Below are 15,338 nucleotides of genomic sequence, written 5' to 3'. Positions count from 1 at the left end.
ACGTGACCTTGCGGGCGTGAAAACTACGGGGTTGCGGATATTCACCGGCCACGATCACCCCGGTAATTATCCACAGCCCCGCAGGTACCGGCGCCGCGCCTTCCCGGTGTATGGCAAGGTCTGGCGACTATGAGACCTCGCCTCAAGCCCGTCCTGCGCCGGGTAGAACGGGACGGCCGCACGCTGCAGTTCGGCGTCCACCCGCTCCGGGCCGTCGTGCTGACCGGCGTCGAGCCGCCCGTGCGCCGCCTGATCGACGGTCTGGACGGCGCCCGCACCCTCAGGCAGGCGGTGGCCTGCAGCGGCCTCGACGAGGCGTCCGCCCAAGAGGTCGTCGCCCGGCTCGCCGCGCACGGCCTGATCGAGGACGCCGCGGCCCGGCCGGAACCCCTCGCCGACCTGCCGCTCGCCGAGCGGGACCGCCTCCGCCCCGACCTGGACAGGCTGGCGCTGACCTCCACCGACGGCGGCATGGGCGGCCTGTCCGCGCGGAGAGCGGCCCGGGTCCGCGTGTACGGCGCCGGCCGGGTCGGCGCGCGGGTCGTCACCCTGCTCGCCGCGGCGGGAGTGGGCCACATCTGCGTGGTCGATCCCGGCACGGCCACCGCGGGCGACGTGGTCCCCGGCGGGCTCGGCCGCGCCGAGGCAGGGATGACCCGCGAGGAGGCCGCCGTGCTCGCGGCCCGGCGGATCTCCCCCGCCGTCAACGCCTGGCCCGGGCGGGCCGCCTCCCGCCTGTCCGACGGCGGGGTGCGCCCCGACCTCGTAATCCTCGCGCCCGCCGACCCGCTCGACGCCACGCTGGTCCACGAGATCGTCACCGAGGGGGTGCCGCACCTGCTGGTCTGCGCCTTCGAGGGACACGGCTCGGTGGGGCCCTTCGTCGTCCCCGGGCTCACCCCCTGCCTGCGCTGCCTCGATCTCAGCCGCCGTGACCGGGATCCTTCCTGGCCGCTCGTGGGCGCCCGGCTCGGGGGCTACCCGGCGGGCGAGATCGCCTGCGACGCGGTGCTGTCCTGCCTGGTCGCCGCGCAGGCGGCCGGTCAGGCTCTGGCCTATCTCGACGAGGGACGCGTGCCCGGCGGCCTGCTGGAGGTGTCGCCCGGGTGGCGCTGGCGGCACCGCGCCTGCGAGCCGCACTCCGACTGCGGCTGCGTCCCGAGCGACCCGACCGGCGCGGCACGCCTCTCACCGGCGGATACTCCCGTCACGGCAGTGACGATGTGACCAATCTCATAGACCGCCTATTCCCCCGGGAGGGTCGCGCCCGCCGGAGCCGGGGTGCCCGCTCGATCGGAAATTGTGGTCGAAAGCACTCTTCATCGCCGACAATGGTCGTGTGAGTGACCTTCCCCACCGCGCCGTGACCCGCTCGGCGAAGCTCGCGACACTCCCTCTCGGGTTCGCCGGCCGCACCGCGCTCGGCCTGGGCAGGCGGCTCGGTGGCGCCTCCGCGGAGATCGTCGCCCAGGAGATCCAGAAACGTACGGCCGACCAGGTCTTCAAGGTGCTCGGCGAGCTCAAGGGCGGGGCGATGAAGCTCGGCCAGGCCCTGTCGATCTTCGAGGCCGCGCTGCCGCCCGAGATCGCCGGGCCGTACCGGGCGACGCTGACACGCCTGCAGGACGCCGCGCCGCCGCTTCCGGCCGCCACCGTCCACCGGGTCCTGACCGAGCAGCTGGGCGACGACTGGCGGGAGAACTTCCTGGAGTTCGACGACCGGCCGAGCGCCGCGGCGTCCATCGGGCAGGTGCACCGCGCCGTATGGCACGACGGCCGCCCGGTCGCCGTGAAGATCCAGTATCCGGGGGCGGGCAAGGCGCTCATCTCCGACTTCAACCAGCTCGCGCGGCTCGGCAAGCTCTTCGGCGCGCTGCTGCCCGGCCTGGACATCAAGCCGGTGCTGGCCGAGCTGAAGGAGCGGGTGGCCGAGGAGCTCGACTACCTCAAGGAGGCCGAGGCCCAGCAGGCGTTCGCCGAGGAGTTCCGCGACGACCCGGACTTCCACGTGCCCGCCGTGATCGCGGCCAACGAGCAGATCCTCGTCTCCGAGTGGATGACGGGAACCCCGCTCTCCAGGATCATCGCCGACGGCACCCAGGAGGAACGCAACCACGCCGGCCTGCTGTTCGTCCGCTTCCTGTTCTGCTCCCCCGCCCGGGTCGGGATGCTGCACGCCGACCCGCACCCCGGCAACTTCTGGCTGCTGGAGGACGGGCGGCTCGGCGTGCTGGACTTCGGGGCGGTCAACCGCATGCCCGACGGCTACCCCGTCGCCTTCGGCAGGCTCACGCGCATCTTCAACCAGGGCGACATGGGCGCCGTCGAGCGCGGGCTGCGTGCGGAAGGGTTCATCCGCCCCCACATCGAGGTCGACGTCGACGCCCTGCGGGCCTTCCTCGCGCCGTACGTCGAGCCGACCCGGGTCGAGGAGTTCGCCTTCAGCAGGGAGTGGCTGCGGGAGCAGGCGGCGACCGTGGCCGACCTGCGGTCGAACAGCGTGGTTCGCCAGCTCAACCTGCCCGCGTCGTACGTGCTGATCCACCGCGTGCACGCGGCCGGCGTCGGCGTGCTGTGCCAGCTCGGCGCCACCGCCCGCTTCCGGGACGAGGTGGTGCGCTGGGTGCCGGGCTTCGCCGACGAGACGGGCGAATCCGAGGACAGCGCGCTCGCCCTGACCTGAGCCGGCGCGCTCCGCGCTATCGGCCGCCGCCCCGGCTCTCGACCGTCCGCAGGTTCTGGTTGATGACGCAGCTCTTGATCCCTCGCTTGCAGTTGCCGTTGAGGGTGTTGGTGAAGACGCTGACGCTCGACACCTGCTGGACGCCGGCGAAGGTGACGGCGCTGTTGGCCGCGGGGGCGTTCACGTTGCGCCGGCCCCCCGATATCTGCTTGGGCGGGCTCTTGATGGTGGGCGAGTTCGACGTGTTGGTGCCCCCGGTAATCTGCGTCGCGCCGTGGCCGTCCCCGTCGCCGTGGCCGTTGCCGTGACGGGCCACCCGGAGTGTTCCGGCGATCGGCGCGGCCTCGGCCCCCGGCGTGACCGAACCCCACAGTCCGACGACGAGCGCGGTGACGGCGAGCCGTCGCGCACCCGCCACGAGATCACGTGCGCCTGACGTACGGTCGCCCATCCGAGTCCCACCCACCGCTAGTGCACCACTTCGCCCGCCGCCCGTGACCATCCGGCCTGGGGCGGCGCTCCGGCTCATACCCCGTGGTCCTCGCCCGCTCCCGCGGCAGGCGATCTCCTGTGCGTTCGGTGATCTCATCTTTACGAGGACGGCCGAAGGCCCGGGCCGTCAGCCGGGCCCGGGCCTTCGTCATCGGTTCACTTCGCCGGTTGTCGCGTCAGGCTCGCGTCACATGCGCGCCAGCGCGGAGCTCAGCCGCCGGGACGCGCGCTCGGCCTGCCGGCGTGCCCTCTGCACGCTCCTGATACGGCCGGCCAGCCGCTCCTCCGCAGCCTCGCGGTGGAGGTTTCGTATTCGCTCATGCGCCAGTTCTTGGTGCAGATACAGGGCGGTGGTCGGGGAGATGCTCATCTGAAATCGGTTCCTTCCGGAATTGCTGTGGTTGCTGCTGGTCAGGCGGCGACAGGAGACTTGCGCGGGCGCCCACGGGGACGCTTGCGGGGCACGACGACCCCCCGCAGGATGAGCTCCCCGCCCCACACGCCCCACGGCTCCTCGCGCTCCAGCGCGCGGGCCAGGCAGGCCTTCTGGATCGGGCAGCCGCCGCAGAGCGCCTTGGCGAACTCCACGTCCTCGGGAGACTCGGCGAACCACAGGTCGGGCTCGGTACGACAGGGGATTTCGGCTTCGATCAGGTCCATGACCGGGGCCGCCATCTGCGTCACCTCTTTGAATGAATTGGTCTGGGTGTCCTCGTTCTGGGGTGTGGATTCGTGGCCGACAAACAAGAAGGCCGCGGATCCTAGTGCGGATCCGCGGCCTGGAGGTGGAGACCGGTCAGGGTATGACTGGTCCTCTCCAGGCATCGTGCGGACCCTGCGCACCGCCGCGAGCGGCGGCGCGGATCTGCTCATCGCCCATCGGCCGGTGCACATAGACCGGACGCTGGACGGGGTTGCGGTGGCTGGCCAGGCGGGCGAACGCGCCGAAGGCGGCCGAGCCCGGGACTCCGGTCACCGGAGTCTGGGCAGAGGCGGCCCCGCCACGCCGCAGTTTCGTCGGCATGACAATGGCGGCCGGGCATGCGGAGGCGAGCCACAGCGTGCGGGATGTCGTTATGTTCCTCACTGGACTCACCTCCATTTCAGTGCGATCGTGCCGGAGCGAAGCGTCCGGCTGACTTGTCCAAGACCCTAAACCGCCGCGGCAGGGTGGGCAACCTATTTTCTACCTGCGATTTTCACGACTTCGTGACACCGGCGTGCAGCGCGGGCGACACCCGGATGAGGCACTCCTGGACCACGGATACGGCGAGCTCCCCGGCGGCGGTGAACATCTGCCCGCGGGCGAGCCCGCGCGCCGCCCCCGACCAGGGCGACTCCTGGGCGTACAGCAGCCATTCGTCGGCCCGGAAGGGCCGGTGGAACCACATCGCGTGGTCCAGCGAGGCGCCGGACACCGCCGAGGACCCCCAGGCGAGCCCGTGGGCCAGCAGCACCGTGTCCACCAGCGTGAAGTCGCTGGCGTAGGCCGCGAGCACGACGTGCAGCAGCGGGTCGTCGGGCAGGTCGGCGTCGTACCGGAACCAGACGTTGTTCTCCGGGGTGATCAGGGCGGGGTCGTGGGCGGCCTCCCACGTCAGCGCGTTCACGTACCGCGCGTCCACCGGGCGCGGCTTGGCCAGCAGCTCGCGCCAGCCCGGCTCGTCGCCCACGACGTCGAGCATCCGCTCCTGGAAGGTCGGCAGGGTCTCGGGATCCGGCACCTGCGGCATGCGCACGGCCTGGTGGCTCACGCCCGGCTCATCGATGTGGAACGACGCCGACATCGAGAAGATCGCCTTCCCGTGCTGGATCGCCGTGATGCGCCGGGTGGTGAACGACCGCCCGTCGCGCACCCGCTCGACGTTGTAGACGATCGGGACGGCCGGGTCCCCCGGCCGGATGAAGTAGGCGTGCAGCGAGTGGACCATCCGGTCGGACGGCACCGTACGGCCGGCCGCCACGAGCGCCTGCGCCGCCACCTGACCGCCGAAGACCCGCTGGATGCGCTCCTCCGGACTGCGCCCCCGGAAGATGTCGAGCTCGATCGGTTCGAGATCGAGCAGGTCCAGCAGCTCCTTCAGGGCCGAGTTCACGGGAACCTCCAGCGCACGGGGGTATTACTCGTCGGTAACACTATCGGCGCCGCGGCAGAGCTCGAGGACCGCGTCGCCATACCGCTCAAGTTTGACGCGTCCGATTCCGGCGATCGCGAGCAGGTCCTCCTCGGAGGCGGGCGCCCGCTCGGCGATGGCCTGGAGGGTGACGTCCGTGAAGACGACGTACGCCGGCACCTTGGCCTCCTTCGCCGCCGCCGTGCGCCACGTCTTGAGCCGTTCGAGCAGGGCCTCGTCGTAGTCCGCGGGGCACGTCGCGCAGCGGCCCAGCTTCTGCTCGGCCGCGACGGAGAGCGTCTTGCCGCAGATCCGGCAGTGCAGCGGCGCCGCCGACCGCTTCGCCCGTCCGCCCGCGCCTCCCGGCCGGTCGGCCCGGGCCACGCTCGCCGTACGCGGGGACAGCCCGTCGAGGAAGCGCGAGGGCCTGCGGGCGCGGCGGCCTCCCGGCGAACGGGCGAGCGCCCACGACATGTGCAGGTGCTCGCGGGCCCGGGTGATCCCGACGTACAGCAGCCGCCGCTCCTCCTCGATCTGGTCCGGCGTCTCCGCGTAGACGATCGGGACCATGCCGTCGGTGAGGCCGACGAGGAAGACCGCGTCCCACTCCAGGCCCTTGGCGGCGTGCAGGGAGGCGAGCGTCACGCCTTCGACCGGCGGCGCGTGCTGCTCCATGGCCCTGCGCTCCAGCTCGCCGACGAACCGGGGCAGGTCGGCGCCGTCGGCCGCCATGTCCTCGGCCAGGTCGGCGAGCGCCTTGAGCGACTCCCACTTCTCCCTGGCCTTGCCGCCCCCGGGCGGCTCGGCGGTGAGCCCGATGCCCGACAGGATCGCGTGCACGGCGGGCGCGAGCGGCTCGTCGGCCGACGACCGGGCCGCGCCGCGCAGCAGCACCACGGCCTGGCGCACCTCGGGCCGCTCGAAGAACCGCTCCGCCCCGCGCAGCAGGTAGGGCACGCCGGCGTCGGTGAACGCCTGCTCGTACGCCTCTGACTGGGCGTTGACCCGGAACAGCACCGCGATCTCGCGGGTGGGCACGCCGTCGGCCATCAGCTTCTTGACCGTGAGCGCGACGCCGAGCGCCTCGGCCTGCTCGTCGTCATACTCCGTGAAGACCGGCTCGGGACCGTCCGGCCGCTGGGCGACCAGTTCCAGCCGGTGGGGCGAGCGCGCCATGACGCGGTTGGCCAGCGTCACCACCTGCGGGGTCGAGCGGTAGTCGCGCACCAGCCTGATCACGGCCGCCGAGGGGTGCTCGACGGCGAAGTTGGTCAGATAGTGGGGCGTCGCGCCGGTGAACGAATAGATCGTCTGGTTGGGGTCGCCCACCACGCACACGTCGTCGCGCCCGCCCAGCCAGGTGTCGAGCAGCAGCTTCTGCAGCGGGTTGACGTCCTGGAACTCGTCGACCACGAAATAGCGGTACTGCTGGCGGATCTGCGCCGCGACCTCGCGGTGCTCGGTCATCACGGCCGCCGTGAGCTCCAGGATCGTCTCGAAGTCGATCAGGTTGCGCTGGCGGCGCAGGCTCTCGTACCCCTCGTACAGCCGCGCCACCTCCTCGGGTGCGATCGGCGGCGTGCGCCGCGCCTTGACCGCGGCGGCGGGGTAGTCCTCGGGACCGACCTGGGTGACCTTCGCCCACTCGATCTCGCTCGCGACGTCGCGCAGCTCGCCGCGGTCGGGGTTCCTGCGCAGGCGCCTGGCCGCCTCCACGAGCAGCGGCAGCTTCGACTCGACCACCTGCGGCGGGTCGCCGCCGATCACCCGCGGCCAGAAGTAGCTGAGCTGGCGCAGGGCCGCCGCGTGGAACGTGCGGGCCTGCACGCCGGCCGCCCCGAGGCCGCGCAGCCGCTGCTTGAGCTCGGCCGCCGCGCGGGTCGTGAAGGTCACGGCGAGCACACCCTGCGGCTCGACGACCCCGGTCTGCACGGCGTACGCGATGCGGTGGGTGATGGCGCGGGTCTTTCCGGTCCCCGCGCCGGCGAGCACGCACACCGGTCCGCGCACCGCCTGGGCGACCTCGCGCTGCTCGGGATCCAGACCGTCGAGGACGTCCAAGGAACGGCTCCCAACATGCGTTGCGGACGTTGTTACTGGCATCATCCTTCCAGCAGCCGACCGAGCGTGTCCCGGGGACCGGTCGGCGCACGACGCGACATCGGGGAGGAACACACCGTGGCCACCGCGGTCCGAACTGTCTTAGGCATGGGTGCCGCCGCCCTCGCCACCCTCATGCTCGCCCCGCCGGACGCCCAGGCGGCCACCTCGGCGGGCGCCCCCGTCCACCGTCCCTCCGCTTCCCCCAACCCGTCCGCGACGCCCTCCGCGCGGCCCTCGGCTCGGCCCCCGGCTCGGCCCTCCGCGAGCCCGTCGCCCTCCTCCTCGCCGTCTCCGTCGGCCTCGCCGTCGTCGGCGCTCGCGCCGCCCGACGTACGGATCCACACCTACGCGTACGGTTCGCACGCGCGCCAGACCATGGACGTGTGGTGGCACACCACCGGACCGCGGCGCCCGGCCGTGTTCGTCATCCACGGCGGCTGGTGGTCCGGGGGCGACAAGAAGTACATGAAGTCGATCAGCCGCAGCTACTCCGAGCTCGGCTACACGGTCGTGAACCTCGACTACCGGCTGTCGGGCGACGCGGCCTGGCCGGCGCAGCGCACCGACGTCCTGACCGCCGTCAGCGCCGTGCGCAGGCACGCCGCGTCCTTCAACACCGACCCCGGCCGCTACGTCCTGGTCGGGTTCTCCGCCGGCGGCCACCTCGCCGCCGCCGTCGGCGCGTACGGCGACGGCCGGCCGGGCCTGCGCGGCGTCGTCGGGATCTCCCCGCCCGTCTCGCCGCTTTCCGCGTTCGCGGACGGCAGCGCGTTCGGCACCAAGGAGCAGCAGAAGCTGCGCAAGGCGGCCATCAAGCTGGCCGGCGGCTGCACGCCCGCCAAGTGCCCGCGCATCTGGTCGAGCATGGAGGTGCCGTTCCACGCCTCGCCCGGCGACCCGCCGATGCTCGCCTTCCACTCTTCGGAGGAGTTCGTCCCGCCGTACCAGAGCGAGATGCTCAAGGATTCGCTGGCGAGCGTCGGGGTCCGGATGATCGTCAAGACCATGGCCGGCACCCAGCACAGCTCCCCGCTGTACCGGGAGCCGGGGGTCGCCGAGACCGTCCAGTCCTGGATCGTCGCCCGGCTGGGCCGCGTCGCCGGATAGCCGGGAACATGCGGCGCGCTCACGATGTTGCCATGACTGCTCTCGGCAACAGTGATGCGCACGGAAGGGACGACAGATGGCGCTGACGGTTTACACCACGAGCTGGTGCGGCCCCTGCAAGCGGCTGAAGAGCCAGCTCACCCGGGAGGGCATCGTCTTCAGCGAGGTGGATATCGAGCGCCACCCGGACGCCGCGGACTTCGTCGCGAGCGTGAACAACGGCAACCAGGTCGTCCCCACCGTGGTCGCGGACTGCCACACCATGACCAACCCCTCGGTCGCCGAGGTGAAGCGGCACCTCGAAGGCGCCTGCTGACTCACCAGTCGGTGTCGGGGATCGGCGCTCCGTACCAGGTCTCGATCAGCCTCCGGGCGATCGAGACCTGGCCGGGCAGCACCAGGTCGCCCGACCGCACCTGGGTCTCCAGCTCCTCCCGGGAGAGCCAGCGGGCCTCGGCGATCTCCTCCAGGTCGGGACGCAGGTCGGTGGTGACGGCGCGGGCGAAGAACCCGAGCATCAGGCTGCGCGGGAACGGCCAGGGCTGGCTGCCGAGATACCGCGGCGCGGTGACGGCGACGCCCACCTCTTCCAGGACCTCGCGGGCCACCGCGTGCTCCAGCGACTCCCCCGGCTCGACGAACCCGGCGAGCACCGACATCCGGCCTCGGGGCCACTCGGGGCCGCGCGCGAGCAGGATCCGGCCCTCGTCGTCGTGCACCAGCATGATCACCGCGGGGTCGACGCGCGGGAAGTGCTGACTGCCGTCGCGCGGGCACACCCGCATGTGGCCCGACGCGGTGACGTCCGTGAGGCTGCCGCACCTGGGGCAGTACTCATGTGTCGAGTGCCACGCCTCCAGGGCCACCGCGTAGACGAGCAGCCCGGCGTCGCGGTCGTCCAGCAGCACCGCGGCCTCCCTGAGCCCCGCGACGTCGCCCTCCGGGAGCGGCGTGTTGACGGCGAAGTAGGCCACGCCGTCCTCGTCCACGCCCAGCAGGTAGCGGGTGCCCTCCGGCGCCTCGGCCGGCGAGGTGAGCACCAGGGCCGCGCCGTCGGTAAAGCGGCGGACCAGCGTGCGGCCGTCGTGAATGAGGAGGACGCGCGTCTTCTCCGCCTCCCACGCCTGTCGCAGCCATTCCTCGTCGCCGCGCAGGGCCGCCGATCGGTCGATGGCGCTGCGCGCCAGGAGCAGGGGTCCGAGCAGTCCGTCCGCGATTTCCACGCCGTCATCCTTCCACTGGCGCCGCCCCGGCAATCTCCCCGCCCTTTTCCGTTCGCCGGTCAAATGATCGGGGTCCCGGCTAGGATGCGCTTACTTAGGTTAGCCTTACCTATGGAGGGCCGGTGCGGCTGTACCTCACCACGCTCAACCCGACCGATTCGGTGACCGGCGGGTTCCTCCCCGCCGCGGCCGCGCTGGGCTGGGACGTGACGATACTCACCGACCAGCCTGATCGGTATCCGGGCCACGACGTCGTGGCGGCGGACGTCCGCGACTTCCGTGCGGTGGTCGACGCGGTGGCCGCCCACCACCGGCCCGACGTGATCTTCTCCAACTCCGACCACCTCCAGGCCGCCACCGCGCTCGCCGCCGAGTATTTCGGCCTGCCCGGCAAGGACTGGCGGGCCTGCGTCACCGCCAAGAACAAGGCGCTCACCCGCCGTGCCCTCGCCGCCGTCGAACCGGTCAGGTCCGTACGGATCCCTCCCGGCGCGGGACTGCCGGAGGGTCTGCCGTACCCGGTGGTGGTCAAGCCCGCGCAGGGCGTGGCCAGCGAGGACGTCGTGCTGGTGGACGGCCCGGACGCGCTGGCCGCCGCCGTCGCGGCGACGAGGGAGCGGCGGCCGGAGGAGGTCCTGGTCGCGGAGGAGTTCCTCGACGGGCCGGTGCGCACGCTGGAGACGCTCGGCGACGGCGGCACCCGGCGCGTGCTGGGCGGATTCGCCACCACACTCGGCCCGCTGCCGCACTTCGTGGAGGAGCGCCTCGACTGGCGGCCTCCCGACGCGGCCCACCTGGCCCACCTGGGCGCGGCGCTCGACGCGGCCGGGGCCGGCTTCGGCGTGTGCCACACCGAGTATGCCGTCACCCGGGACGGCCCCCGCGTCATCGAGATCAACTATCGGCTGATCGGCGACACCTGCGACTTCCTGCTGGCCGACCTGCTCGGGGCGCCCCTGCACCAGTGGATCCTGCGCGTCCACGCGGGCGAACCGTTGTCCTCCTTCGATCTCGACGGTCTGCGCGCGGCGTACGGATCCGTGGTGAGCCTCGTGGCCGAGCGCTCCGGCACGGTCGCCGGCGCTCCGCCGGACCTCTCCACGCACAAGGACGGCGTACGGCTCTGGCACCGGGCACTGCGGCGGATCGGCGATCACGTCGAGGTGACGGGCACGAACCGCGACTACCTCGGCCTGCTCCGCGCCGTCGGCCCGGACCACGCGAGCGTCGACACCGCGATCGACGCCTTCAAGAAGGAGCACCCTTGGGTGCTCGCATGATCCCGGCGACGCGCGATCACCGTGAGTCCACGGGCGGGGAGCACTACCTGGCCGCGCGGGTGCTGAACGCCCTGCTGCGGGAGGACTACGCCGGAATCTCCGCCAGGGTCACCCACGACAAGGACGGGGTCGCGATCGTCCTCGCCTCGGGACGGCGGGTGGGGCTCGCCGCGGGCAGCCCGTTCCAGGACTTCGCCACGGCCCCGTACGAGCGCCTGCGCCTGGCGGAGGTGCTGGAGACGCTCCGGGCCGTCGCCCACCCCGCCGACGCCGAGGGGGTCGCCGCCTTCGAGCGGGAGTGCCACGAGGCGCTCGCGGCCCTGGAGGCCCACCACCGGATGCGCGGCGAGGTGGCCCGGCGGCTGCGCGGGCGTCGCGGCCTCATCCGCTATGAGTCGCTGGCCGCGTCGGTGGACCACCCGCTCTATCCGACGGCCCGCTGCCGCCTCGGGATCTCCCCCGGCGACCTGGCGGCGTACGCGCCCGAGTTCGCCCCGGAGTTCACGATGCGGTGGGCGGCGGCGCCGCGCGAGCGGGTGACGCTCTCGCGGCCGGACCTCCCCGGCTGGTGGCCCACGCCGCGTGACGTGGGGCTGCCGCCCGATCTCGCCCCCACGCACGTGCTCCTCCCCGTCCACCCGCTGACGGAGCCGCTGGTGGCCGGGCTTCCCGGGCTGCTGGCCGCGCCCGCGCCCCACCTGGTCGTGCGGCCCACCCTGTCGACCCGGACGGTCGAGGTCTCCGAGCGCGTCCATCTCAAGGTGCCACTCCCGGCCAGCACGCTGGGCCTGCGCAACCGCCGGTCGATCAGACCGGGCACCCTGCGGGACGGCGCGCTGGCCGAGTCGCTGCTGCGCGCGATCCTGGCGCGCGAACCCGGCCTGCGGGTCTGCCTGGCCGGCGAGCAGACCTACGGGCACGCGGAGCACGAATACCTGGGCTGGCTCGTCCGCGACCTGCCCGTAGGGGAGATCGTGCCGGTCGCCGCCCTGCTCGCGCCGCTGCCCCAGCCGTCGGAGGGGGGCGGCGGCCGGCGGCTCGTCCTGCACGAGGTGGCCGAGCGCCGCCACGGCGGCGACGTGGAGGCGCTGCTGCGCGACTACCTCACGGCGCTGCTCGCGTGGAACGTCACTCTGTTCGTCCGGTACGGCGTCGCGCTGGAGGCCCACCAGCAGAACCTCGCGCTGGTGTTCGGCGACGGGCCCATGCGGCTGCTGGTGAAGGACAACGACGGGCTGCTGGCCTCACCCCGGAGGCTGCACGCGGCGGGGATCGAGGCGCCCGGCTTCGGCGACGAGCGCATGCTGACCGACGACCCGTACGCGCTCGCCGACGTCTTCGTGACGATCACCCTGCACCTGGCCGCCATGGCCGTGGCCCACGGCGCGCTGCCCGGCTCCGCCGCCAGGCTCGTCGGACGGGCGCTGACGGCCGCGCTGGAGCCGTACGGGGACGACCCGATGGCCCGGCTGCTGCGGGCTCGCACGCTGGAGGCCGCCCGCCTCACCGGCAAGTCGATGGTCGTCGCCGGGACGCTCGTCGCCAAGGACCGCACCGGGGCCAGGGACGTCAACAAGTTCTACGGCACGACCGGCCCCAACTACCTGAGGGGTGCCTGACCCGTGGACGGCCTGCTGCTTGACCCGCACGCCGCCCTGGCCGAGGAGGCGGCGCTCGGGGCGCTGCTGCGCTGCTGGCTGCGCGAGGTCGGCGGCCCTCGTGGGCACGTGCACGCCGCGGGGCCCCACCTGACGCTGCGGGTCGCGGGCACGCCGGTGCGCGTACGCGTCCGCGGCGGCATCGCGCTGCGCTTCGACGGCCCGCCCGAGCACCTCGAGGAGGGGCGCTGGCGGCCCCTCGACCTGTCCTCGCTCGTCGCGCTGGTGGAACGGGAGCTGGACGGGGGCAACGAGGAGTTCGCCGCCCAGGTGCGGGCCGGGCGGGAGGCGGTCGCCGCGATCCTGGCCGCCCGCGAACGGGCCGTCCCGCCCGCCGACCCGTGGCTCGCCTCCGAGCAGGCTCTCGTGGCCGGACACCCGTTCCACCCCGCTCCAAAGGCGCGCTCGGGCGACGACTGGCTGGACTACGCGCCGGAGACGCACGCGCGGTTCGCACCGCGGCTGCTCGGCGTGCGCGCCGACCTGGTCAGCCAGGAGGGCGACACGGCGGCGCTCGACGCGTTCGGCGGCGCGCCTGCCGGGTACATCCCGCTGCCCGCCCATCCCTGGCAGCTCGACCTGCTGGCCGCCGAGCTGCGCGGGCCGCTCGCGGACGGGCGGCTGGCCGACCTCGGGCCCGCCCCCCGCGCGGTCGTGCCCACGTCCTCCGTCCGGACCGTGTACGACCCCGGCACCGGGATGTGCCTGAAGTTCAGCCTGAACGTGCGGATCACCAACTGCGTGCGGAAGAACGCGTGGTATGAGCTGTCCGGCGCGGTCGAGCTGACCCGGCGGCTCGCTCCCGTCTTCGAGCGGCTGGCCCGCCGCTTCCCCGGCACGCGGTGGCTGCCCGAGCCCGGCTATCGGTCGGCCGTTCTCGGCGCCCGGCTGCTGGAAGGGCTCGGGGTGATTGTCCGTACCGGCCCGTGGGCGGTGTGCGGACCGGGGACCACGCCGGTCCTCGCCGGCGCCCTGGCCGCGGGCGCGGACGGGGTGCCCGAGACCGTCCTGGCCCGCCGGGCGGCCGACCCCGTGGCGTGGTGGGAGGCGTACGTCGAGCGGGTGGCGTTCCCGGTGCTCGACGCCTTCTTCCGGCACGGGGTCGTGCTGGAGGCGCACGTGCAGAACGTGCTCGTCGGTTTCGACGCCGCCGGGTGGCCCGTCGAGGCGGTCTTCCGCGACCTGGAGGGCACCAAGCTGGTCGCCGGCCGGCACGACCTGACCGGCGTGCCGGGCGAGGTGGCGGCCCCTCTTTCGTACGACGCCACGCGGGGCTGGAACCGGGTCGCCTACTGCCTGTTCGTCAACCACCTGGCGGAGGTGGCCGCGACGGTGGCCGGCCCGGCCGGCGGCGTCCTGCGCGCGTTGTGGGCGGTCGCCCGGGAGTCCCTGGAGCGTTACGTGGCGGACCACGCCGTCGACACCGCCGTCGACACCGCCGGGCCGCTGACGCAGCTGCTGGCCGGGGCGCCGCTGCCGGCCAAGGCCAACCTGGGGGTGCGCTGGGCGAGGGCCGCCGACCGGGCCGCCGGATACGTCCCCGTCCCGAATCCGCTGGGGTTCGCGGAAGGAGAGCACCGATGAGCATCGAGGTCCCGGCCGGCCTTCGGAAGGTCGCCGAGTCTCTGGACGACGTCCCCGCCTACGTCTACGACCTCGCCGGGCTCGACCGCCACGCGGCCGCCGTACGGGCCGCCCTGGCGGGGACGGAGATCTGCTACGCCGTCAAGGCCAATCCCGACCCGGAGGTGCTCCGGGTGCTCGCGCCGCACGTGGACGGCTTCGAGGTCTCCTCCGGCGGCGAGTTCGCGCACGTCAGGGCGGTTCTGCCGGAGGCCGCGCTGAGCTTCGGCGGGCCGGGAAAGACCGGCGGCGAGCTGGCCCTCGCCCCCTCGGCCCACCGCTGGCACGTCGAGAGCCCGGCCGAGCTGCGGCGGATGCGGGAACCGGCGGACGTGCTGCTGCGGGTCAACCTCGACGTGCCCGTCACCGGTGCGGCGCTCGCGATGGGCGGCGGCGCCACGCCGTTCGGCATGGACCCCGGCGGCGTCGCCGAGTGCCTGGCCCTGCTCGGGTCCTCGCCGGTGCGGCTGCGCGGCCTCCACGCGCACCTCGCGAGCGGCCTGGCCGCCCCCGATCTGCTCGCACTCGCCGAGGCCGTCCTGGCGTACGGCAGGAGCCTCGGGCTGCGCGAGTTCAACCTGGGCGGCGGCATGGCCGTCTTCTACACCCGCCCGGAGGAACGGTTCGACTGGGCAGCGTACGGCGCGGGCCTGCGGGCGCTGGCCCGGCCGGGCGAGACGCTGCGCGTGGAGCCGGGACGCGCCATGACGGCCTACTGCGGGTGGTATCTCACGACGGTGCTCGACGTGAAGCGCGTCCACGGGGAGCGCTTCGCCGTCCTGTCCGGCGGCACGCACCACCTGCGGACGCCGGTGACGAAGGGACACGACCAGCCGTTCGTCGTGCTGCCGGGGGGCGGGGAGGGCGAGGACGGGCCGGTGACCCTGGTGGGGCGGCTCTGCACGCCCAAGGACGTCTTCGCCCGCCGCGTCACCGCCTCACTCGCCGTCGGCGACGTCGTGGCCTTCGCCATGGCCGGCGCGTACGCCTGGAACATCTCGCACCACGACTTCCTCATGCACCCGAAGCCCGCGTTCCACTACCTGAGGTGACGG

At 73.1% G+C, this 15,338-nt stretch carries 14 protein-coding genes; 8 read left to right on the top strand and 6 right to left on the bottom strand.

Annotation, left to right across the window (positions count from 1 at the left end; translation table 11 throughout):
- Positions 1–129 precede the first annotated feature (129 nt).
- Positions 130–1,227, top strand: a complete 1,098-nt coding sequence (locus ACIBK1_RS30435) for a ThiF family adenylyltransferase (RefSeq protein ID WP_396739105.1) — start codon at positions 130–132, stop codon at positions 1,225–1,227.
- 112 nt (positions 1,228–1,339) lie between these two features.
- The gene (locus tag ACIBK1_RS30430; RefSeq protein WP_396739103.1) at positions 1,340–2,683 is read left to right on the top strand and encodes an ABC1 kinase family protein; all 1,344 of its coding nucleotides are present in this window, start codon (positions 1,340–1,342) and stop codon (positions 2,681–2,683) included.
- A 16-nt stretch (positions 2,684–2,699) separates the two neighbouring features.
- On the opposite strand, the gene ACIBK1_RS30425 is transcribed toward ACIBK1_RS30430, so the two are convergent.
- The 5 genes from ACIBK1_RS30425 to ACIBK1_RS30405 all read right to left on the bottom strand — a co-directional run bounded on the left by ACIBK1_RS30425 (position 2,700) and on the right by ACIBK1_RS30405 (position 7,392).
- Positions 2,700–3,101 carry a hypothetical protein gene (locus ACIBK1_RS30425; protein WP_030507393.1) on the bottom strand — a complete coding sequence of 134 codons (402 nt, stop codon included), beginning with the start codon at positions 3,099–3,101 and terminating at the stop codon, positions 2,700–2,702.
- 261 nt (positions 3,102–3,362) lie between these two features.
- Positions 3,363–3,545 carry a hypothetical protein gene (locus ACIBK1_RS30420; protein ID WP_030507394.1) on the bottom strand — a complete coding sequence of 61 codons (183 nt, stop codon included), beginning with the start codon at positions 3,543–3,545 and terminating at the stop codon, positions 3,363–3,365.
- 41 nt (positions 3,546–3,586) lie between these two features.
- On the bottom strand, positions 3,587–3,850 hold the full coding sequence (locus ACIBK1_RS30415) for a WhiB family transcriptional regulator (protein WP_030507395.1): 264 nt from the start codon (positions 3,848–3,850) through the stop codon (positions 3,587–3,589).
- A 524-nt stretch (positions 3,851–4,374) separates the two neighbouring features.
- Positions 4,375–5,271, bottom strand: coding sequence for an acyl-CoA thioesterase (locus tag ACIBK1_RS30410; RefSeq protein WP_030507396.1), 897 nt, complete (start codon positions 5,269–5,271; stop codon positions 4,375–4,377).
- A gap of 24 nt (positions 5,272–5,295) precedes the next feature.
- Positions 5,296–7,392 (bottom strand): ATP-dependent DNA helicase UvrD2, encoded by a 2,097-nt coding sequence (locus ACIBK1_RS30405; RefSeq protein WP_396739101.1) that lies wholly within the window; start codon positions 7,390–7,392, stop codon positions 5,296–5,298.
- 105 nt (positions 7,393–7,497) lie between these two features.
- On the opposite strand from ACIBK1_RS30405, the gene ACIBK1_RS30400 reads away from it, so the two are divergent.
- The gene (locus ACIBK1_RS30400; protein ID WP_030507398.1) at positions 7,498–8,499 is read left to right on the top strand and encodes an alpha/beta hydrolase; all 1,002 of its coding nucleotides are present in this window, start codon (positions 7,498–7,500) and stop codon (positions 8,497–8,499) included.
- A 76-nt stretch (positions 8,500–8,575) separates the two neighbouring features.
- Entirely contained in the window at positions 8,576–8,815 is a 240-nt protein-coding gene (locus tag ACIBK1_RS30395) for a mycoredoxin (protein ID WP_030507399.1), read from the top strand.
- Between the two features lies 1 nt (position 8,816).
- Here ACIBK1_RS30395 and nudC read toward each other — a convergent pair whose 3' ends face one another.
- Positions 8,817–9,716 carry an NAD(+) diphosphatase gene (gene nudC / locus ACIBK1_RS30390; RefSeq protein ID WP_030507400.1) on the bottom strand — a complete coding sequence of 300 codons (900 nt, stop codon included), beginning with the start codon at positions 9,714–9,716 and terminating at the stop codon, positions 8,817–8,819.
- Positions 9,717–9,844: 128 nt separating this feature from the next.
- Between nudC and ACIBK1_RS30385 the strand changes: the two genes are divergently transcribed.
- The 4 genes from ACIBK1_RS30385 to ACIBK1_RS30370 are packed head-to-tail and all read left to right on the top strand — an operon-like array spanning position 9,845 to position 15,335.
- Complete coding sequence (locus ACIBK1_RS30385; RefSeq protein ID WP_396739099.1) at positions 9,845–11,002, top strand: acetyl-CoA carboxylase biotin carboxylase subunit family protein; 1,158 nt, start codon at positions 9,845–9,847, stop codon at positions 11,000–11,002.
- Positions 10,987–12,621: an IucA/IucC family protein gene (locus tag ACIBK1_RS30380; RefSeq protein ID WP_396739097.1), complete on the top strand. Its 1,635-nt coding sequence runs from the start codon at positions 10,987–10,989 to the stop codon at positions 12,619–12,621. The genes ACIBK1_RS30385 and ACIBK1_RS30380 overlap by 16 nt, the downstream gene beginning before the upstream one ends.
- Positions 12,622–12,624: 3 nt before the next feature.
- On the top strand, positions 12,625–14,244 hold the full coding sequence (locus ACIBK1_RS30375; RefSeq protein WP_396739095.1) for an IucA/IucC family protein: 1,620 nt from the start codon (positions 12,625–12,627) through the stop codon (positions 14,242–14,244).
- Complete coding sequence (locus ACIBK1_RS30370; RefSeq protein ID WP_030507404.1) at positions 14,241–15,335, top strand: type III PLP-dependent enzyme domain-containing protein; 1,095 nt, start codon at positions 14,241–14,243, stop codon at positions 15,333–15,335. Before ACIBK1_RS30375 ends, ACIBK1_RS30370 begins: the two co-directional genes overlap by 4 nt.
- Positions 15,336–15,338 lie beyond the last annotated feature (3 nt).

This window comes from Microbispora rosea (assembly GCF_044460045.1).
GTDB lineage: Bacteria > Actinomycetota > Actinomycetes > Streptosporangiales > Streptosporangiaceae > Microbispora > Microbispora rosea.
Note: the sequence above shows the minus strand (reverse complement) of the source record. Positions and strands in the feature narration are given on the sequence as shown.